Here is a 19708-nt window from a genome sequence, read left to right on the forward strand (position 1 = left end):
TCGCGATACCGGTCTCTGATCGATTACGGACGCAGAATGGACTCTCCACAGCCATCCAGCGAGACTACGCGCTGGCACGCTCCACTGAGGAACCCAAGGCTCGAGAGATAGCGTCCGCGGCCGCGACCGCCTGCGGAGCGAACTGCTCGATGCTCGAGCCCGGATACTCAAGTTCGAGCGATGAGATTGACAGGCCGTACATCACCCGGCCGAGGTGGTCACGGATCGGGGCTGAGACGCACACGGTGCCGCGCTCGTTCTCACCGAGGTCGAGTGCGTAGCCGCGCTTCCGCACCCTGTCGAGTTCGGCATGCAGTTGCTCGGCAACAGTGATGGTCTTGTCGGTGCGTGCCGGCAGGCCGACCTCAGCGACGAGTCGGGCCACCTGCTCCGGTGTCCAACTGGCGAGCACGGCTTTCCCCATGCCCGAGCAGTGCATCGGCATGGACAAGCCCACGCGGGAGGCCATCCGGTAGGGCTTCGTTGAATCCTTGCGGATGACGTAGACCATCTCGAAACCGTTGGCGACGCCTACATGGATGGTGCAGTCCACTTCCCGGACGAGCGCGTCAACGATCGGCTCCGCGATGAAAGAGATGTCGAGTCGCGAGATGGCCCTGCCTGCAATACCGAGGAGGCGGGACCCGGGATGGTAGCCGCGCTCGCTGTCGCCGGTGATGAAGTTCAGCTCGGAGAGGGTCGCGAGGATCCGGTGCACGGTCGCCTTCGGCAGCTTCGTCTCCTCGACGATGTCCGTGAAGCGGTCGTACAGGATCGCGGCCTCGAGAACCCGCAGCGTCTTCTCACTCGCGCCCATCGACGGCGCCGGGCTGGTGTCGAGCTCCCTGCGGTCCACGGTCATGGCCCGCATCATCTCATGTCCACAATCGCGACGCCATCCATATCGTCGAAGGCCTGGTTCTCTCCGGCCATCGCCCAGACGAAGGAGTAGTTCGACGTTCCGACGCCCGAATGGATCGACCACGACGGCGACAGCACCAGTCCCCCGTCGCCCACCAGCATGTGGCGGGTCTCGGTCGGCTCACCCATGAGGTGCACAACGCGCGCTTCCTCGGGGACATCGAAGTAGACGTAGAACTCGGTCCGGCGGTCATGCGTATGCGCGGGCATCGTGTTCCACATGCTGCCGGGATGCAGCTGCGTCACGCCCATGACCACCTGGCAGCTGCGCACACCGTTCTCATGGATGTACTGGTTGATTGTGCGGCGGTTAGAAGTCAGCGGATCCCCCAGCTCACGCACGGTTCCCTGCCCGGGTTCGACGAGCGCGGTGGGGTAGCTGGCGTGCGCCGGTGCGGAGAAGCCGTAGAAGCGGGCGGGGGTGGCGGCGTCGTCGGACTCAAAAGAAACGTCCTTCACACCGCGGCCCAGGTACAGGCATGCGCCGGTCGCCATTGCGTGGCTCTCTCCGTCGGCGTGGACGGTGCCGGCCGCACCGATGTTGACTATGCCGATCTCGCGATGGTCCAGGAACTGCTCACTACGGATCTCCGGCACCGTCTCGAGCGCCAGCGGCGCTTCCGTCGGCACAGCGCCGACGGCGACCACGCGGTCGTAGTGGGTGACGACGGTTCGTACACTGCCGGGCACGAATAGGTCCTCGACTAGATAGCGATCACGCAGCTGCTGTTGCGTGGCGCCCGGGATTTGCTCGGGAGATGTGGGGCCGTAGACGGCGGTCATAAGGTTCCTTCCGGTGAGGGTCAGAGCAGGCCCATGAGGCCGGGGAGCCACAGGGAAAGCTGGGGGACAAAGACGATGACGAACAAGAGCGCGATGAGCACGACCAGGAACGGCATCAACTTGACGATAACCGGCTCGAGCTTGACCTTCGCGACCTGGGTGCCGACGAACAACACCGGGGCGGACGGCGGCGAGATCACGGCGATGGAGAGGTTGAAGACCATCACAATTCCGAAATGCACGGGGTCAATGCCATAGGAGACCGCGATCGGCAGGAAAATCGGCGTGAAGATCAGGATCGCCGGCGTCGGGTCAAGCGGGATGCCGATCAACAGCAGCACGAGCATCATGATCAGCAGGACAACAATCTTCGAATCAGTCCACCCGAACAGTGTCTCCGCGATCAGCTGCGGCAGCCGTGCGTAGGTCATGACGTAGGACATGATGGTGGACACTGCGATCAGGAAGATAACGATCGCGCTGGTGCGGGCGGCGTCGAACAGCACGCGCGGCAGGTCCGCTACCGAGATGGTGCGGTAAAGGAACGAGAGAAGCAACGCGTAAATCACGGCCACTGCCGAGCCCTCGGTCGGAGTGAAGAAGCCGGCGACAATGCCGCCGATCGCCACCACGATCAAGCCCAGCGACGGAACGGCCCGGCCGAACGTGACCAGGAAGGCCGAGAACTTGGGCCACGGCTCGCCCCGGAGCTCCGGGTGCCGGCGCGCGTAGACGAACCCCACGGCCGCGCAAGCGAGCGCCCACAGGACACCCGGAATGTAGCCCGCGACGAAGAGCGCGCCCAGCGACGTGCCGCCGGCAGCGAGCGAATAGACGATGAGCGTATTGCTGGGCGGGATCAGCATCCCGGCTGGCGCAGAGGCAATGTTCGCTGCGGCACTGAAAGCGCGGTCATAGCCCGCCTTCCGCTGCATCGGTGCCATGGTGGAGCCGATGGCGGCGGCACTGGCGACTGCCGAGCCGGAGACCGAACCGAAGATAGCGTTCGCGATGACGTTGGTCTGCACCAGCGGCGCCGGTGTGCGGCCCACAAGCACCCGAGCCAGATTGATGAGCCGCTCGGCGATGCCGCCGTTGTTCATGATCACGCCGGCCAGGATGAAAAACGGGATGGCAAGCAGCGCGAACGAGTCGGCGCCGCCGACCATTTGCTGCGCCGAGGTGATAGCGCCTCGCTCGAAGTCCACGATCAACAGCATGCACAGAGCTGACGGCAGTGCGATCGCGATGGAGACAGGGGCGCCAACCGCGAGCAGCAACGCTAGCCCGCCGATGAGGATGACGCTGATGGTACCGGGATCAATCACAGAGCCGCCGCCTCAAGGTCCTCGTCGCGGTCCTCATGGCCGGCATACCGGCTCGAGAACGTTCCGACGATATGTATGGTCAGGTAGATCGCGAGCAGCACGCCGGACACCGGCAGAGACAGGTAAAGCTGGCCCTGCGTGAGGGGCAGCAGCGGATTCTGCTGCCCCCAGGCGAGCATGGCCTGCTGTATGCCGCCGAACACCATCACGTACAGCACGAAGGCGAGCGTTGCGAGGTAGGCAACGAGGTCGGCGATTCGCTGGATCGGCACGGGCAGCCGTGCCACCAGGAAGTCCATGATGACGTCAGCCTTCTCGCCCACCGCGATAGCGATGCCGATCAGGCTCACCCACACGAAAGTGTGTCGCGCAGCCTCCTCGGACCACGCGCTGGGCTGCCCGAGCACGAGGCGGGTGAAGACCTGCCACGTTACGAGCAGCACCAGCAACGCAAAGAGGGCGACGCAACCCGTGCGGAGCACGCCATCGAGCCATGCCCGCGCCGTCGTCATGAGCTTCCCGGGTGCCATTAGCTGCGCGCCGCCTCGATGGCGTCGTAGACGGTCTGCGCAAGGTCGGACGTGACGAGCTCCTCGTGCAGGGGACGGGTTGCCTCGCGGAACGCCTCGACGTCGGCCTCGTTGAACTCTGCGCCGGCCTCTTCAGCCGCTGCGGTCGCCTCTTCGACGGCGGAGCCGAACGCCTCGAGTTCGGTCTCGACTGAACCGGCGAGCAGCTCCTCGAAGACCGCTCGGTCCTCCTCCGAGATGCCGTCCCAGACGGTCGGGCTGGTGACCAGATAGTCGGGCAGCATGAGGTGCTCGGTGCGGGAGTAGTACGGTGCGATCTCATCGTGGGAAAGCGTCGAGTAGATGAGCTCGTTGTTTTCCGCGCCGTCGAGAACACCCGACTGGATTGCCGTGTAGACCTCGCCCTGGCCCATCGGCGTGCCGACGCCGCCCATCAGCTTCATCATCTGCACGTTGGTGTCCGAACCGATCACACGGATCTTCTGACCATCGAGGTCAGCGGGCGTCTCGACCGGTCCGACGCTTGAGTACACGTTGCGGACACCACCGTGGTACGCGGTGAGGACCTTGATGTTGTCGTCGAGCAGTGTGTCGTACAGCTCCCCGACAACCTCGCGGTCGTTGAGCACGCTCATCTGGTGCTCGGGCGACTCGTACAGGTAGGGCAGGTTGACAACGGAGATGTCCGATTCGAAGTTTTCCAGCAGACTGCCTGCGACAACGGCGAGATCGATCGTGCCGGACTGCACCTGCTCGATCGTCGCGGCCTGGTCACCGAGCGTCTCATCGGTGTAAAGCTCGAGCGCGTACCGTCCGTCGGTTTGGGCCTCGAGTTCGTCGGAGAGCTCCGTCAGCGCCTGCGCCTGCGGATGGTTGACGTCCTGGTTGAATGCCACGCGCAAGACCGTCTGTGACTCGCCGTCTTCTCCTGCGGCGGCTGAGCACGAAGCCAATCCGAATGCCATGATCGCGGCGGCGCTCAAGGCGCCTACCTTCCTTAGTCCCTGCATAGGTATCTCCTCGTCGAGTAGTTTGCGGGTGATGTGACTTGCACCACCGGCGAAGCCAGAGCCTACTATAACCAGATAGAACCGAGTTACGCCAGACGGAACTTTCGCTGGAACGAAGTTTCATCTATGGTTCAGGGAACAAGAGAAGGAGATGGCATTGCGAGCAGCGAGATACACCGGCGACCGGCAGATAGAGGTCGTCGACGCCGAAGCCCAACCGCCAGCCGCCGGAGAGGTCACGATCCGCGTGGCATACAACGGCATCTGCGGCACCGACCTACACATAGTGCAGGGCCACATGGATTCACGGGTGGCCATGCCTGCAGTGATCGGCCACGAGATGAGCGGCGTTATCAGCGAAGTCGGGCCGGGGGTGGAGTCGCTGTCGCCAGGTCAGCCGGTCACGGTGATGCCGCTGCGCTGGTGTGGGGAGTGCGCTTCCTGCATTGCCGGCCACCAGCACATCTGTCAGCGCCTCGACTTCGTCGGTATCGACTCGCCCGGCGCACTGCAGGAGCAGTGGACGGTGCCTGCCTCCCTTGTGGTCCCGCTCCCCGATGGCGTCTCTCTTGAGCACGCAGCACTCGTCGAACCTCTCGCCGTCGCGGTACATGATGTGCGACGCTCACGGCTCGCGTCAGGCGAGACCGCCGTCGTCATCGGTGGCGGTCCCATCGGCCAGCTCATCGCCGTCGTGGCCCGCGCCGCCGGCGCGGAAGTAATCCTCGCCGAGCCCGACGCCGACCGCCGCGCCTTCGCTGCCCAGCAGGGCGCCACCGTCGTCGATCCCATCGCGGGCGACCTCGCCGCCGTGGTCGAAGAGCAGACCAACGGTGCCGGCGCCGACGTCGTCTTCGAAGTTGCGGGGACCCGCGGCACCGCCCTGGATGCCACCCGCCACGCACGCACCCGGGGCCGCGTGGTGTTCGTTGCGATTCACCCCGAACCGGTGCCCGTGGATCTCCACCGCATCTTCTGGCGGGAGCTTGAGGTGCTCGGTGCGCGGGTCTACGAGCGCGAGGACTTTGAACGCGCCGTCGAACTGCTTGCCTCCGGCGCGGTGCCGGCGGATGCGCTCATCACCCGCATCGTGCCGCTCGATGACACCTCGGAAGCGTTCGAGGCACTGCTCTCAGCGTCCGCAATGAAGATTCTCGTCGACGTACAGGGAGTTCGCGCATGACCATCTCATTTGACCTGACCGGCACCACGGCCGTCGTCACCGGCGCCCGGCGCGGCATCGGCTTTGCGATGGCGGAGGGGCTTGCAATGGCCGGCGCCGACATCATCGCAGCATCCGCCAGCCAGGAGGCCGACGGCGGCGCGATCGGCACGCGCGTTCGCGAACTGGGACGGAGCTTCGAAGGTTACGCCGTCGACTTCCGCGACCGCGACGCCGTCACAACCTTCGGCGCTTCGGTGCGGGACCGTGCCGCCATCCTGGTCAACAATGCCGGGACCATCCGCCGCTCCCCCGCAGCTGAGCATCCACTCGAGTGGTGGGACGAGGTGCTCGACGTCAACCTGCGCAATCAGTTCGTGCTCACGCAGACCGTCGCAGCCGGCATGCTCGAGCGTGGCTACGGGCGCATCGTCTTCACCGCGAGCCTCTTGAGCTTCCAGGGCGGCATCAATGTGCCCGGGTACACCGCTGCGAAGTCGGGCATCGCCGGTCTGGTGAAAGCTCTCAGCAATGAGTGGGCCGCGAGCGGTGTCACCGTGAACGCGATCGCGCCGGGCTACATCGCCACCGACAACACCGTGGCGCTGCGCGCCGACGAGGAACGCTCACAGGCGATCCTCGAGCGCATCCCAGCCGGCCGTTGGGGTGACGCCGAGGACCTCCAGGGCGCGACAGTGTTCCTCGCGAGTCCGGCAGCTGCCTACGTCACCGGAGTAACGCTCCCGGTCGACGGCGGGTGGATGGCGCGATGAAGGTCGAACTCAGCGGCGTCGTCCCGCTTGCGACAGTTGATAGCGCCGAGGAAGCCGACCTTCTCGCGGACGGGCTTGTTGCCGGCGGCCTGCCGGTGCTCGAAGTCGCGTTACGCAACGACTACGGAATGTCGGCGATCGAGCGCATTGCCGCCCGAGGCGACGTTCTTGTCGGCGCAGGCACGGTGCTCGACCCCGAACAGTTGCGCCGTGCGCTCGACCTGGGTGCCGCATTCATCGTCGCGCCAGGTCTTGACGAGGAAATCGTCGAGGGTGCGCTCGACGCCGGTGTCCCGGTGCTTCCCGGCGTGATGACGCCAAGCGAAATTCAGCGCGGCCTCCGTCTCGGCCTCGAGCGGATGAAACTCTTCCCCGCCGGCGTCGCGGGCGGTCTCGCGCTCATCGGCGCGCTCGCCCCGGTGTTCCCTCGCGTGCGCTTCATGCCCAGTGGCGGCGTCAGTGCCACCAACCTCCGCGAGTACCTGGAGCATCCGGCCGTCTTTGCGGCGAGTGGTTCCTGGATCGCCTCACCGGACCGGATTGCTGCCGGCGCTGATGCTGTAGCCGAAGCTGCCCGGGAAGCCGTTGCAGTTCACACCGAGACGAGCCGAGGAGCTGAACAGTGAGCGTCGTGACGATCGGTGAGTCTCTCGGCCTGCTCGTCGCCACCCGCATCGGTCGACTTGAGCTCGTACCTTCAATGGACCTGAGCTTCGGTGGCGCCGAGAGCAACGTCGCGATCGGCCTCGCTCGCCTCGGCGTGCCCGCCACGTGGATGGGCCGTCTTGGTAATGACGCTCTGGGCCGCCTGATAGAACGACAGTTGCGGGCCGAGGGCGTGAACGCCGCAGCAACCCGCGACCCGAATGCTCCGACTGCCCTCATGCTCAAGGAGCGCCCGACGGCGGGCTCCAGCGCCATCTCCTACTACCGGACAGCCAGCGCGGGCTCCTTTCTCTCACCCGAGCAGTTGGACATGACCCTCATCCGCGAAGCGCGGATCCTGCACATTACGGGTATCACGGCGTCGCTCGGTGCCGGACCACGGGCAGCGCTGGACGCCGCGATCAATGCGGCGGTGGAGGGCGGCACGCTTGTCTCCTTCGATGTGAACCACCGCTCGCGGCTGTGGAGTAGCGAAACAGCCGCTGCCGCATATCGCGAGATCGCTGCCCGCGCCGATATCGTGTTCGCCGGCGACGACGAGGCGGAGTTGCTTACCGGCGAAAGCGAGCCGGCTACGCAGGTTGAGGCGATCACCAGGCTGGGTCCGACGCAGGCGATCGTGAAGCTCGGCGCCGACGGTGCCCTTGCGCTCGCCGACGGTCGCACCGCCCAGCAGCCAGCATTTCCGGTGCAGGCCGTCGATACGGTCGGTGCCGGCGATGCCTTTGTCGCCGGTTACCTTGCCGAGCTCGTCGGCGGTGCCTCATTGGGCGAGCGTCTACGCACAGCCGCCGCGTGCGGTGCAATTGCGTGCACGGCGCCGGGCGACTGGGAGTCCGCCCCTGACCGGAGCGCGATCGCGCGCCTGCTCGGAGAAGGCGACCCCGTGCAACGCTAACTCTCTACCGCGGAGTACAAAGCAGGCTCTTGACTTATACCGCCAGCGGGATCAGCATGTGCACAAGCCCGGACATTGGTGTCCGGCGCAGACTGCTTCAGCACCCGTAAGGGGATGATTCAGAATGTCCAGCCCTCAGCCGCGGGAGCCCAATGGCGTGCCGGTAGTACGGGTTCCGCTTCGAGTCTCGGCCGGTTGCATGGCGATCAGCGGCTTATTGGTGGCGGCCACCACGCCGCTGCATCCCAATATCCTCACCAACTCCGTGAGTGAGTCCGTTGAGGGCACCCCTCTGTGGACCGCCATTCACCTCGCTCTTCTGATCGCGATAGCGCTGGCATTCGTGGGGGCCTGCGGCATAGTGGCCGCACACCACAACCAGCTCGGCCGCTGGGGTCAAGCCGCTTTGGCCGCGAGCCTGGCGGGCAGCGTTGGCGGGTCCGCGGTCATGGGGCTGGAAGCGATCGCGTTTCCCATCCTCGCAACCGATGCTCCGGAACTCCTTGCCCTGGACGGCCCATTGCTCACCACTCCGACGATGATCGGTGTGGCGATACTCCTCCTTGGATGGCCGATCGGCTTGACCATCCTGGGCATAGCGGCTGCACGTGCTCGCGTCTTCCCCCGCGGCGCCGGCATCCTCCTGGCCTTGGGCGGCCCGGCCTTCTTCGCCCTTGAGGGGCCGTTCCTGCCTGTCCTCGGGGTGTTGTCCGCACTACTCCTCGGTGGTGCTCAGCTCTGGTGGGGCTGGCTCCTCTGGCGTTCAAAAGAGACGCGTGTATTGCACCGGTCCCCTCCGACTGAATTACCTGTGCCTATGAACCCGGGTACCGGCCCGGGCGGTGGTTAAGAGCACGCTGCCCGCCGTAATCGAATTGTTCCCATCACCGTGTAACTGAGTGCGAACCGTGGCAAACATACCGGGCATGACGGCACAAATGATCGAACAGCTCCAGACCATTCCCTCCCTTACGGGCAAGCTATGGGAGGTGAAGGTGGGCATTGCTGCTGGGCAGTTCCTCTCCACACCCCGGAAGGCTGCAGAGCGTATCGCGGCCATCGCCGAACGCCGCCTGGCGCAGGGCCGACCAATCATATTCAATGTGTACCGCCTCAACGCGAACGACGAGGTGGAATGGGATGCCAGCACCGACGTCGGCCGCGTTTTCGCGGACACGGGATGGCCGGCCTCGAACTGCGCGATACAGCGGGCGCAGGTCATCGACATCCTGGAAGCAATTCTCGTCGAAGACTGACCGCGACCGCACCCCGGGCACCAGAGGCCGCGAGATAGCCCGCCTGGGCGTTCGGTGGGAGACCGCTAATCAGGTCTGCCGCACGCTACTGGATCAGTAGTTTTCTTTGGGAAGCACGATCCACAGAATGATGTAGACCAACTCCCCAATTCCTACCAATCCGAAGATCACGAATCCGAGCCGGACGAGCCACTTGGGCAGCCCAAACCCGGTCGCAAGAGCCGCGCAGACTCCTGCTATTACTTTGCCGCTACGGGGACGAACGAGTGTGCCAGCCATGCGGCGACTCTACGCCTCCGGTGGAACAGAGGGAACCCCGGGTGCCCGCACGCCGCCCTGGTTCACTGCCTTCTTGACCTGGGCCGCGATCATTTTCTCGGCCTGCGATCTTCTTGAGTGATGCTTCTCCATTCCTGATCAATGGCCACCGTGGAAAGATGAATCCCATGGGGATTGGAAGCGCTGAGGCGCAACGTTTGCGTGATATCGCCGTCATGCGACGCGTCCGCGACCGCATCGACCGCGAGTATGCCCAACCGCTCAACCTCGAAGCACTGGCTCGCGGTGCCCATATGTCGGCCGGTCACCTGAGCCGTGAGTTCAAGCGCATCTACGGGGAGTCGCCCTACTCGTATCTGATGACCCGGCGAATCGAACGAGCGATGACCCTCCTGCGCCGAGGAGACCTCACCGTCACCGAGGTGTGCTTCGCGGTTGGTTCATCCTCGCTGGGCACCTTCAGCACCCGGTTCACCGAGTTGGTCGGCGTCCCGCCGAGCGTCTACCGCCGTGAGCACGACCACATCGAGGGAATCCCGCCCTGCCTGGCCAGGCAGGCAACCAGACCGGTCAGGAATCAAGAAGCGAGCCGCCGGTAGCCGAGTCTAGGGTGATGCGCATGAACATCACCATTCACTACACCTTCCTCCCGCACACCGACGCTGACGCAGCACTGAGCTTCTACCGCGACATTCTCGAATTCGATGTCCGCAACGACGTCGGCTACGAGGACATGCGCTGGATCACCGTCGGGCCGGCCGGACAACCGGGTACTTCGATAGTGCTGCACCCACCCGCTGTAGATCCCGGTATCACCGACGATGAACGCCGCACGATTCTGGAGCTCATCGCCAAAGGAGCCTACTCCGCCATCACCCTTGCCACAGACGACCTCGACGGACTGTTCGACCGGCTCCAGGCTGCAGGCGCCGACGTCGTGCAGGAACCGACCGACCAGGACTACGGAGTCCGCGACTGCGCCTTCCGCGACCCGGCCGGGAACCTCATCCGCATCAATCAACTCGACTGAGCTTCGGCGGCAGGACTCCTACTTAGCTATTTGCGCCCTGCCGCCGCACCATCTCGCCGATCCAGATCGGCGCGTACGGTGACGTGCAACCGGGCGGTGTCGGATAGTCCTTGAGCACTTCCAGCCGCTCACCGATCTCGAGCGCACGGTCACGGTACTCGGCATGCCCGATACCGATCTGCGCCAGGCACGTGTTCATAGCCCACTGCAACCGCTCGGGGGCATCCTTCATCTGCGCCTCAATGAGGTCGAGCAGCCCCTCAAGGTCGACGCCCTCGGGCTTCTTCACTACCCGCTCAGAGGTAAGCGCCCAACCCGCACTCGCCACCACTGCATCCGCATCGTTGAACCATGCCAACCGCAGATCCTCAGCATGTGGTGACTTCCTCACCACGTAGTTCACGAGCCAGTCCTGCACCTTGGGCGTGCGTGCTTGTCGAAGCATCGCGTCCAGTTCATCGCGTCCGAAATCCTTCGGCCGGCAGATCAGCAGCGCCAGTAGTCGCGCTGCAGAGTCACCAGTCGCCCAGAGCTTACGCGCGAGGTCCTGCTGGGTCTTCAGCCGCTTCGCCAGCGCCCGCAGCTTGGTGAGATTGACCCCATGGTTATCGCCGTGCTTCTCATTCACCTCACGGATCCTGGGGTCTTCGAGGGCAGTCAGCTCGGCCAGCACCTCGTCCACCGTCGTCTCACTCGCTGTCGTGATCATGTCAGCCTCCAGTCGTCGGTCCAACCAGCTTAAGAGGCGCTGCCGACCGAAGGAGCTTCCCTGGCCGCCTGAATTACGACACCGCATTTACCGGCGGTGAGGGTTCGGAAGCTACTGGCCCCGTCGGGGCTTCTGAGTAAACTGATGCGCATGACCGGACAGGATCCGGCTCCGCTCGAGGCCGGTGCGGTTTCCCACGGTGCGGACCTCTCCGCGGACGTGACAATTCCCTCTATCCGCGCCGGTAGCGGTGGCACCGCGCGGCCGCCGGACGACGACGTCATTGACACATCGCTCCGCAGCCCGGCGGAAAGGTTCCGCACTTTCATGGGGATCCTCGTGAACACCGGCGTCGCGAACATCACCACCAGCTACCTCTGGTTCGCCCTCACGTTCTGGGCCTATCTGGAGACGCGAAACGTGATTGCCACCGGGGTGATCGGCGGCGCATACATGCTGTTGATCGCCCTGTCGAGCATCAGTTTCGGCACGTTCGTGGACCGCTACCGGAAGCTCGCAGTGATGCGTTTTGCCGGCGCATTCACCCTGGTGATGTTCCTGCTCGCCGGGATCATGTTCCTGCTCACCCCCGGAACCAGTCTGTTGGACCTGAGACAACCCTGGTTCTGGGTCTTTACGCTGATCATCCTGATCGGGGCGGTCGTGGAGAACATGCGGAACATCGCCCTTTCCACCACGGTCTCCATCCTCATCGAGCCGGACCGGCGGGCCAACGCCAACGGGATGGTTGGGCTGGTGCAGGGGCTGATGTTCATTATCACCTCGGTGCTTTCCGGGCTGTCGGTGGGGTTGCTCGGCATGGGTTGGACGATCGTTGTCGCCCTCGTCCTGACGGCGCTTGCGTTCGCGCATCTGCTCACGCTGCGCATGCCCGAAGAGATACGTGCCGCCGCCACAGACGCACACGGGAGCTTCGACCTACGCGGCTCCTGGGCGGCCGTCATGGCTATTTCGGGCCTCTTCGCGCTGATCCTGTTCTCCACATTCAACAACTTCGTGGGCGGCGTCTACATGGCGCTGATGGACCCGTACGGGCTGGAGTTGTTCCCCGTGGAGCTTTGGGGAACCTTCTTCGCGCTCGGCGCCACCGGGTTCATTGTGGGCGGCGCCCTGATCGCCAAGTTTGGCCTCGGATCCAATCCGCTGCGGACCATGCTCGTCGCTGTGGTGGTGATGGGAGTTATCGGCGCGGTCTTCACGATCCGAGAGTGGGCATGGCTCTACATCGCCGGCATCTGGCTGTACCTGGTTCTGATTCCATTTATCGAGGCCGCCGAGCAAACGGTCATCCAGCGGGTCGTGCCCCTGCACCGTCAGGGGCGGGTGTTCGGGCTTGCAATGGCTCTCGAGTCCGCCGCCGCACCCATTACCGCGTTCCTCATCGCGCCCATCGCCCAGATCTGGATCATCCCGTACGCCCGCTCAGCAGAAGGCGCAGCCCAATTGGCCCCGCTACTCGGGGAGGGAACCTCCCGCGGCATAGCCCTCGTGTTCCTGATCGCGGGGCTCACCATTATTGCTGCCGCATTGCTGGCGTTCGCGACTCCGGTCTACCGTCGGGTGTCAGCTTCATATGCACGGGCGGCGGCCGAAAGCCCGGGGACGCTTACGCCGTGACGAAGCCGCTGGCACCGCAACCGTGCCGTATGGCCCGGGTGAGGAGATTCTGCGCTGTCGAACGGCCACTTCGGCAGGCTAACTAGTAATAAGCGTGCTTCCTATCTGGCTCTTTTGGAACTACCGTTAAGTACGACGTCGATATCCGAAGGCCGTCAACTAGCGAATTCCATCCACTAGCACTGAATAAGCCCCCAGGAGAGACCATGAGCACAAGCGCAGGATCCGCCCACAGCGGGCCGGACGACAACGACCCGGACCACACCCGGCGCCTCGACGACGACCGGGACGACACCCGGCGCAACGACATCGACCGGGACCAGCGGGATCACCTGCTGGAACGGGAAAAAGAACAGTTCGGCGGCGTCAAGATTGGTTCGGCCTTCTTCGGCTGGCTCACCGCCACCGGAACCGCAGTGCTGTTGACCGCACTGGCCGCAGCATTCGGCGCAATCATCGGCAACGCAACAAATGCGGATGCACCCGATCCGCAGACCGCCGGAATCATTGGGGCGATCATCCTGGCCATCATCTTGTTCCTCGCCTACTTCTGCGGCGGTTATGTCGCCGGCCGGATGGCCCGGTTCAACGGCGTGAAGCAGGGCATTGCCGTGTGGGTGTGGGCAATCGTCATCGCGATCATCGTCGGCATCCTCGGCGCAATCGCCGGTGACCAGTTCAACATCCTCGCGCAGGTCAACACCTTCCCGCAGATCCCTAACGCGGAAAATCTGACCACAACAGGAATCATCTCCGCGCTCATCGCCGCGATCGTAGCCCTCGCCGGTGCGGTCCTCGGCGGCCTGGCCGGAATGCGATTCCACCGCAAGGTCGACAACGCCAACCTCATCGACAACCGGTAACAACAGAGTCCCAGCGCTCAGCTCTCGGCCCACCACCCCTATAGGGGAGGTGGGCCGATTGCTTGTCTCTGGCGATTGATCGGGAGGCTAGGAGAGCCGGATCGCCCGATGCTCACGCAACCAAAGGAGAGTTACCGTCGCGGCGCCGGCCGCCGCGGCCATGAGGGGCCAGGCCCAGTTATTCGGGTCTGGGGCAAGGAGCGCCGTACCGTCCTGCCACGGCCAAATCGCCCGAAGGGAACCAAGGATCAAACCGGTGGCAATCACCAGCGTGGGGCGCCGGTGTTCGCGCAAGAGATAGGCAAGAGCCCGAACCAGGGTTGCGAGCCCCACAACCGTGCCGGCACCGAAAAGGGCAATGTAGCCCAGGTCCCGGGTACTCACCGCCTCAAGGGTCGGCTCATACATTCCCACGGTAAGAAGGACGAAAGAACCCGACAATCCGGGCAGCACGAGTGCGCAGATAGCCACCGCGCCACTGATGAGCAGTACCCACCATGTCGGTTTTTCCACCTGCACCGCGGGGATGCCGAGGAGGAGGAAAACCACAGCCGCCACAGCGAGAACAACGCAGGCGTTGCGGATCAAAGGACCTCGCCCGGGCGGCGTCAGCCTCTGAACCATGGTCGCCGGCACCAGCAGGCTCGCGAGCACCATGCCCAGGAAGAGCGCCCGTGAGTTGACGGGTTGAGTCTCCACGAAGTGGTGGAGACGCCCCGCCAACATGAACAGAGCCAGAACCATGCCGACGAGGAGCGGAAGGACCAGCGCCCACTCGACCTGCTTGAGGTGGGCCACGGCCAGCGTTCGACCCCGCCTACCCACAAGAGAGGTCGCTGCCCGGACAACATGGTTAGCGGAGACGATCAGGCGGTCATAAATCCCGAGGACCAGCGCGAGGGTGCCTCCGGACACCCCGGGTACCAGTTCCACGAGGCCCATCAGCACCCCCTGAAGGATGGCAGGAAGTGATCGACCCCATCCCCTCGAAGGTGCAGGTGCGCTGGATGCGGGTACGTGACTCATCCCTTTTACCGTACGTGAGGTCCTCGAACCTGCAGCTACCGAATGCCCCGAAAGGACCCAGTTGTGACCAACTACGCAGTGAGCCGGCTGCCCAATGATGCGGTGATTGAAAAAAGGTCTACGCAGGGCTGAGCAGGGCAAGCCGTGCGTAGGCTTTCAGACTGAATCCGGCTGCGGCGGCCTCCGCGGGAGAAGGGCCCACACCAGCGGCGAGCAGTTTGCGGGCTGCCATGTGATCCGACGGCGCGTTAACGGATTCGACCGCCACAAGACGCCCCCCGCGGTAGCAAAGAACGGAGAAACTCGCAGCGCCTGGATCGCCGATGACCAGGGTTTCGTCGTCTGCACTGGCCATCCCCACCATTTGGAGGCGGAGAGAACCCTGGGTGGACCAGAACCAGGGAGTTTCTGTGTAGTCGTTTGACGCGCCGAGGATGGTTTGTGCTGCATGGCGGCCGTGAGCGGCAGCATTCTGCACGGACTCCAGCCGACACACCGTTCCGGTATGAAGGCTGGGGAAACTCGCGCAGTCGCCGATGGCGAGGATTACCGGGTCCGAGGTCTTGAGCGCCGAGTCCACCAGTATCCCGTTGCCGCTAGGCAGGCCGGCGCGCGCTGCAATGTCCTCATTCGGTACGACGCCGATGCCCACTACGACAAGATCGGCCGGATATTCGTTCCCGGCCGTTGAGACGGCGGAACTGACGCGGCTATCCGGGCCGCCCTCAAAATGGCCGATGCCCTCGTTCAGGCATAGTTGAATCCCATTTTCCTGATGGACGGCTGTGAACCACTCCGCCGTCGTCGGACTTAACGCGCGCCCCATCGGACGAGGTGCGAACTCCAGGACAGTCACAGCGCACCCATGGGCACGGGCGGCCGCGGCGAACTCCAGACCGATGAAACCCGCACCCACAACAACCACGGACCGAGCCTTCCGGAGCGCGCCGTGGAGCAGTTGAGCGTCCTGAAGCGTTTTCAGGTAGTGGACTCCCCCGAGATTGACTCCGGCACACGAGAGCTCCCGGTTCCGCGCGCCCGTAGCGAGGACAAGATGCTCGTAGTCGAGGACCGTTCCGTCTGAGAGGGCGACCGTCTTGGCGTCGCGGTGAATTTCGGTCGCAGCGACGCCGGCTCGCAGGTCAATGTCCTTGTCGGCATAGAACGACGCCGGTCGCAGCGGCAAGGGCGCCGGGTTGCCTGTCGGGGCGAGATAGTCCTTGGACAGCGGCGGCCTCTGGTATGGGAGGCCCTGCTCACCCTCGAGGATGGTGATTGACCCGGTGTAACCGCCGGAACGGAGGGAGTCGGCTGTCTGCAGCCCGGCGTGGCCTGCGCCGACGATAACGACGCTCACGGTCTACACCTGATCCGAAGGGACGTCGACGACGATGCCGTCCAGTTCCGCACCGATGCGCACCTGACAGCCGAGGCGGGAATTGTCGGTGCGTTCCGCCGTCGTGCAGTCCAGCATTTCCTCCTCATCCTCACTGATTTCAGGAAGCGCGTCGCGGAATTCGGGACGGACGTAGACGTGGCAGGTGGCGCACATCGCCTGTCCGCCGCACTCGCCCACAATGCCGTCCACGCCATTGACGACGGCGGCGCGCATCAGTGAAGTGTTCTCGTCAACGGTGACGGTTTCGGACTGTCCGGTGGGCTGGACATAGGTGATGGTAGGCATGATGCTCCTTAGGAAATGGGGGTAACGAAACGGCCGGTCAGTTCCAGAGGACCGGCATCTTGATCAGACCGCGGAAGACCCAGCCGGCGTCGATTGACGCGTTGTCGGGGTCCAACCGCAGGCCGGGAAGGCTTTCGAACAGGGCAGGCATGGCGACCTGCGCCACCTGGGCCCGTGCAATCCAGGTGCCGGCACAGAAGTGCTCGCCGCCGCCGAAGCCAAGGTGCGGCTTCTTGGGACGGTGGATGTTGAAGGACTCGGGGTCCTCGAAAACTGCGGGATCGCGGTTGGCCGCACCGAGTACCACGCCGAGACGGGCACCTGCCGGGAGGCGCACGCCTTCCAGGACGGTCTCGCGTGTGGTTTGCCGCGGGTACATCCCGATGGGCGCAACCCACCGCACCGATTCCTCGAACGCGACGGGGAACAGCTTGGGATCCGCCAGCACATCAGACAGTTGCGCGGGGTTTGAGAGCAGCGCCCACACCGTCGTCGCCAAGACATCACGCGGCTCGTTGAGACCGCCGCCAATCGTCATTTTCAGGTTCGCCCGAATGGCTTCGAGCGGGATCGGCATGGAGGCCAATCCGGAGAGGAGAGAGTGGTCAGGATTCTTCGACAGGTACGGGATCATGTCATCGATCGCCGCGTCGACCTCGGCTGACGCCGTCTCGCTCTTGGCCCAGACGTCGGGATCATCAGCATAGTTGCCCGTCCCGTCGATCATGGACTGGCTCCAGCGCTGCAGGTCTTCCTGCGTGGAGTTGTGGAATCCGCAGATGAGTCGGAGGTTCTCCGCGGCATAAGGTGCTGCATAGTCCCACACGAAGTCAGATCCCGGCCCTTTGGCGAGGAGTTCATCCAGGTACTTGCGGTTGTTCTCCTCGAAGATCGCCGCCCAGTGCTTCTTGATGGTGCCCGGACGGAGTGTGCTCCCGTAGGAGTCCCGTTCGACCCTGTGTTCAGGATCATCCTTGCGCAGCATGGAGTGCCCCATCGCGCGTTTCATGAGCGAGTTCGTCTCGTTGGCCGAGAAGACGCCGGCGTCCTGCTCGATCGTGTGGCAGGCGGCGTAGCTGGTCACCATGTACCGATTGACGGCGGGCACCCAGTGCACGGGCGCTTCCTCACGCATCCGCCGGTAGATCGGGAAAGGATCGCGGTACAGGTCCGGGATGGTGACCCAGTCGGCGACGGGCGGCTCCATGGCGGACTCGGGGGCCCCTTCCACCACCGAGCCGGCGTGGTCCGCGGGAAGCGAAGCCAGCGCTGCGGCCCGTTCAGCCGGGTCTTCCGGCAAAGCCCCGCTGAAGGGACAGCCTTGGGTTTCTTGATTTCCCTGGATCATCGGTGATCTCCTACCTGAGCGACACTGCTTTGTCTTAACCCAGTGTGAGGTCGTTCATATCATCGGGTAAAGTACAAGTTTACGAGTAGCATCCACGGTTTTAGCGAGGTGTTCGTGACCAGATATACACTCCGACAACTCGACGCGTTCGTTGCTGTCGCCGAACACGGAAGCCTGACGGCCGCGGCCGAATCTCTTCACGTCTCGCAGTCCGCTATCTCCGGCGCTCTAAATAGCCTCGAACGGGTATTCGGGGCGCAACTGACCATCCGTCGCAAGGCCCACGGTGTAACGCTCACGCCCGCGGGCCGGTACGTTCTCGATCGCGCGAAGGGCCTCCTGAACGCGGCTTCCGATCTGGAGCTGCATGCGGCCGACGCCGGTACTGAGCTGCGCGGTGCTCTCACTCTTGGGTGCTACCTGACGCTTGCACCGACTGTCCTTGCGGGGTTGATTGATCAGTTCAGCCAGCGTCATCCGTTGGTGGAACTGGACTTCTTCGATGGCCCGCAGTCCGAGATCCAAACCCGCCTCCTCTCAGGTCGCCTGGACCTCGCCGTCGCCTATGACCTTTCCCTACCTGCCGGACTTCAGCGCCAGCGGCTTTACGACGCCGCACCCTCCATTGTCCTGGCGGCCGACCACCCACTGGCCTCACGATCTTCGCTAGGACTCAAGGACGTGGCCGATGAACCCATGATCCTTCTGGACGTCGATCCAAGCCGCGAAAACACCATGATGATGTTCTCGAGCGCGGGCCTCCAGCCGAACATCCGGTTCCGGACCACCGACTACGAGGTCACCCGGTCACTTGTGGGGCGCGGAATGGGCTACGCGATCCTGATCCAACAACCTGCCGGGAACCAGACCTACGAGGGCCGGCCGCTCGGGGTCCGTCCGATCGAACCAAGCGTCCGAAGCATCCCGGTCTCCATCGTGTGGCCCCGAAACATCAGGCCGTCCCAAAGTGCTGCGGCCATGGTTGACCTCGCACTCGAGCTTCACGCGTAACAGCGCCGGAATCGCAAGGCCCGGACCCTGCACTACCGTGCCCCGAATGGCCGTGAATCCTTGCGCTGAGGGATCGCGAAATTCGCCTCTGAAACGTATGTTCGGGAGGCCCCTTGAGGACTACGTTGAGTGCTACCACATCCCCCTGGAAGGACCGCAATGAATACCACCGCCCAGCAGATGGTGGCTGAGGCTAAGAGTCAGATCAGCAATTTGTCCGTGGAGGAAGTCGCTCAGGACTTGAGTCCGGGTCGACCACCCTCATCGACCTCCGCGAGCCGGAGGAAATCAAACGAGACGGGATGATTCCGGGCGCCGTCGCAGCCCCTCGCGGCATGCTCGAGTTTTGGGCCGACCCCGCCAGCCCCTATCATCGCCCGGAGATTGACCCCGGCAACCGCAACATTCTCTACTGCGCTTCAGGCGGCCGCTCCGCCTCAGCAACCCAAACCCTGCAGAAGCTCGGCTACAGCAACATCGCCCACCTCGACGGCGGGTTCAAGGCCTGGCGCGAGCAAGCCCGCCCCGTGGAAGGTGCGCCCGAATAGTCGCCTGACAAGGACAACGGATGACAAACTTCTTTGCCTGACTTCTTCCCGTCCCTTTGCTCAGGTCGATGTGTTCTCTCCGACTCCCTACCTTGGCAACCCAGTCGCCGTCGTACTGGATGGTGAAGGACTGGACGATGTAGCGATGCAGCGATGTAGCGATGCAGCGCGTCGCGCGGTGGACCAACCTGTCCACGGCGCGACGACATCGTGCAGGAGTGCACCGCGGGCCTGATCAACGTCCG

The 19708-nt window shown here is 64.1% G+C and carries 22 protein-coding genes and 1 pseudogene; 12 read left to right on the plus strand and 11 right to left on the minus strand.

Annotation, left to right across the window (positions count from 1 at the left end):
- Positions 1-64: 64 nt before the first annotated feature.
- The 5 genes from AC4D2M_RS04440 to AC4D2M_RS04460 are packed head-to-tail and all read right to left on the minus strand — an operon-like array spanning position 65 to position 4572.
- Positions 65-862 (minus strand): IclR family transcriptional regulator, encoded by a 798-nt coding sequence (locus tag AC4D2M_RS04440; RefSeq protein ID WP_490890306.1) that lies wholly within the window; start codon positions 860-862, stop codon positions 65-67.
- Positions 863-870: 8 nt separating this feature from the next.
- Positions 871-1704 (minus strand): 5-dehydro-4-deoxy-D-glucuronate isomerase, encoded by an 834-nt coding sequence (kduI, locus tag AC4D2M_RS04445; protein ID WP_490890308.1) that lies wholly within the window; start codon positions 1702-1704, stop codon positions 871-873.
- Between the two features lie 20 nt (positions 1705-1724).
- Entirely contained in the window at positions 1725-3032 is a 1308-nt protein-coding gene (locus AC4D2M_RS04450; protein ID WP_490890310.1) for a TRAP transporter large permease, read from the minus strand.
- The gene (locus tag AC4D2M_RS04455; protein ID WP_490890312.1) at positions 3029-3562 is read right to left on the minus strand and encodes a TRAP transporter small permease; all 534 of its coding nucleotides are present in this window, start codon (positions 3560-3562) and stop codon (positions 3029-3031) included. The genes AC4D2M_RS04450 and AC4D2M_RS04455 overlap by 4 nt, the downstream gene beginning before the upstream one ends.
- Positions 3562-4572, minus strand: a complete 1011-nt coding sequence (locus AC4D2M_RS04460; RefSeq protein WP_490890313.1) for a TRAP transporter substrate-binding protein — start codon at positions 4570-4572, stop codon at positions 3562-3564. The genes AC4D2M_RS04455 and AC4D2M_RS04460 overlap by 1 nt, the downstream gene beginning before the upstream one ends.
- Positions 4573-4729: 157 nt before the next feature.
- Between AC4D2M_RS04460 and AC4D2M_RS04465 the strand changes: the two genes are divergently transcribed.
- The 6 genes from AC4D2M_RS04465 to AC4D2M_RS04490 all read left to right on the plus strand — a co-directional run bounded on the left by AC4D2M_RS04465 (position 4730) and on the right by AC4D2M_RS04490 (position 9327).
- Positions 4730-5755 carry a zinc-dependent alcohol dehydrogenase gene (locus AC4D2M_RS04465; protein ID WP_490890314.1) on the plus strand — a complete coding sequence of 342 codons (1026 nt, stop codon included), beginning with the start codon at positions 4730-4732 and terminating at the stop codon, positions 5753-5755.
- Entirely contained in the window at positions 5752-6507 is a 756-nt protein-coding gene (locus tag AC4D2M_RS04470) for an SDR family oxidoreductase (RefSeq protein ID WP_490890315.1), read from the plus strand. Before AC4D2M_RS04465 ends, AC4D2M_RS04470 begins: the two co-directional genes overlap by 4 nt.
- On the plus strand, positions 6504-7133 hold the full coding sequence (locus AC4D2M_RS04475) for a bifunctional 4-hydroxy-2-oxoglutarate aldolase/2-dehydro-3-deoxy-phosphogluconate aldolase (RefSeq protein ID WP_490890317.1): 630 nt from the start codon (positions 6504-6506) through the stop codon (positions 7131-7133). Before AC4D2M_RS04470 ends, AC4D2M_RS04475 begins: the two co-directional genes overlap by 4 nt.
- Positions 7130-8071, plus strand: a complete 942-nt coding sequence (locus AC4D2M_RS04480; protein ID WP_490890319.1) for a sugar kinase — start codon at positions 7130-7132, stop codon at positions 8069-8071. Before AC4D2M_RS04475 ends, AC4D2M_RS04480 begins: the two co-directional genes overlap by 4 nt.
- A 124-nt stretch (positions 8072-8195) precedes the next feature.
- Positions 8196-8921, plus strand: a complete 726-nt coding sequence (locus AC4D2M_RS04485) for a hypothetical protein (protein ID WP_490890321.1) — start codon at positions 8196-8198, stop codon at positions 8919-8921.
- Between the two features lie 76 nt (positions 8922-8997).
- A complete protein-coding gene (locus AC4D2M_RS04490; RefSeq protein WP_490890323.1) occupies positions 8998-9327 on the plus strand; it encodes a hypothetical protein in 330 nt (109 codons plus the stop codon).
- Positions 9328-9420: 93 nt separating this feature from the next.
- Here the strand turns inward: AC4D2M_RS04490 and AC4D2M_RS04495 are convergent, their stop codons facing one another.
- Entirely contained in the window at positions 9421-9606 is a 186-nt protein-coding gene (locus tag AC4D2M_RS04495) for a PspC domain-containing protein (RefSeq protein ID WP_490890325.1), read from the minus strand.
- 167 nt (positions 9607-9773) lie between these two features.
- Here AC4D2M_RS04495 and AC4D2M_RS04500 point away from each other — a divergent pair, with 167 nt between their 5' ends.
- Positions 9774-10205, plus strand: a complete 432-nt coding sequence (locus AC4D2M_RS04500; protein ID WP_490890327.1) for a helix-turn-helix transcriptional regulator — start codon at positions 9774-9776, stop codon at positions 10203-10205.
- A 20-nt stretch (positions 10206-10225) separates the two neighbouring features.
- A complete protein-coding gene (locus tag AC4D2M_RS04505; protein ID WP_490890328.1) occupies positions 10226-10636 on the plus strand; it encodes a VOC family protein in 411 nt (136 codons plus the stop codon).
- A gap of 22 nt (positions 10637-10658) precedes the next feature.
- Here the strand turns inward: AC4D2M_RS04505 and AC4D2M_RS04510 are convergent, their stop codons facing one another.
- Positions 10659-11345 carry a DNA alkylation repair protein gene (locus tag AC4D2M_RS04510; protein WP_490890330.1) on the minus strand — a complete coding sequence of 229 codons (687 nt, stop codon included), beginning with the start codon at positions 11343-11345 and terminating at the stop codon, positions 10659-10661.
- Positions 11346-11672: 327 nt separating this feature from the next.
- Between AC4D2M_RS04510 and AC4D2M_RS04515 the strand changes: the two genes are divergently transcribed.
- Positions 11673-12983 carry an MFS transporter gene (locus AC4D2M_RS04515; RefSeq protein ID WP_490890437.1) on the plus strand — a complete coding sequence of 437 codons (1311 nt, stop codon included), beginning with the start codon at positions 11673-11675 and terminating at the stop codon, positions 12981-12983.
- A 206-nt stretch (positions 12984-13189) separates the two neighbouring features.
- Positions 13190-13846 carry a hypothetical protein gene (locus tag AC4D2M_RS04520; protein WP_490890332.1) on the plus strand — a complete coding sequence of 219 codons (657 nt, stop codon included), beginning with the start codon at positions 13190-13192 and terminating at the stop codon, positions 13844-13846.
- 87 nt (positions 13847-13933) lie between these two features.
- Here the strand turns inward: AC4D2M_RS04520 and AC4D2M_RS04525 are convergent, their stop codons facing one another.
- The 4 genes from AC4D2M_RS04525 to AC4D2M_RS04540 all read right to left on the minus strand — a co-directional run bounded on the left by AC4D2M_RS04525 (position 13934) and on the right by AC4D2M_RS04540 (position 17904).
- Positions 13934-14872, minus strand: coding sequence for a DUF368 domain-containing protein (locus AC4D2M_RS04525; RefSeq protein ID WP_490890334.1), 939 nt, complete (start codon positions 14870-14872; stop codon positions 13934-13936).
- Between the two features lie 118 nt (positions 14873-14990).
- Positions 14991-16229 (minus strand): NAD(P)/FAD-dependent oxidoreductase, encoded by a 1239-nt coding sequence (locus tag AC4D2M_RS04530; RefSeq protein WP_490890336.1) that lies wholly within the window; start codon positions 16227-16229, stop codon positions 14991-14993.
- Positions 16230-16232: 3 nt separating this feature from the next.
- Positions 16233-16556, minus strand: coding sequence for a 2Fe-2S iron-sulfur cluster-binding protein (locus tag AC4D2M_RS04535; RefSeq protein ID WP_490890338.1), 324 nt, complete (start codon positions 16554-16556; stop codon positions 16233-16235).
- 37 nt (positions 16557-16593) lie between these two features.
- On the minus strand, positions 16594-17904 hold the full coding sequence (locus tag AC4D2M_RS04540; protein WP_490890340.1) for a cytochrome P450: 1311 nt from the start codon (positions 17902-17904) through the stop codon (positions 16594-16596).
- A gap of 114 nt (positions 17905-18018) precedes the next feature.
- On the opposite strand from AC4D2M_RS04540, the gene AC4D2M_RS04545 reads away from it, so the two are divergent.
- Positions 18019-18915, plus strand: coding sequence for a LysR substrate-binding domain-containing protein (locus AC4D2M_RS04545; protein ID WP_490890342.1), 897 nt, complete (start codon positions 18019-18021; stop codon positions 18913-18915).
- 251 nt (positions 18916-19166) lie between these two features.
- Positions 19167-19463, plus strand: a pseudogene (locus AC4D2M_RS04550) (rhodanese-like domain-containing protein); the annotation flags it as partial.
- Positions 19464-19708 lie beyond the last annotated feature (245 nt).

Source organism: Arthrobacter sp. TJ-270 (genome assembly GCF_058269075.1).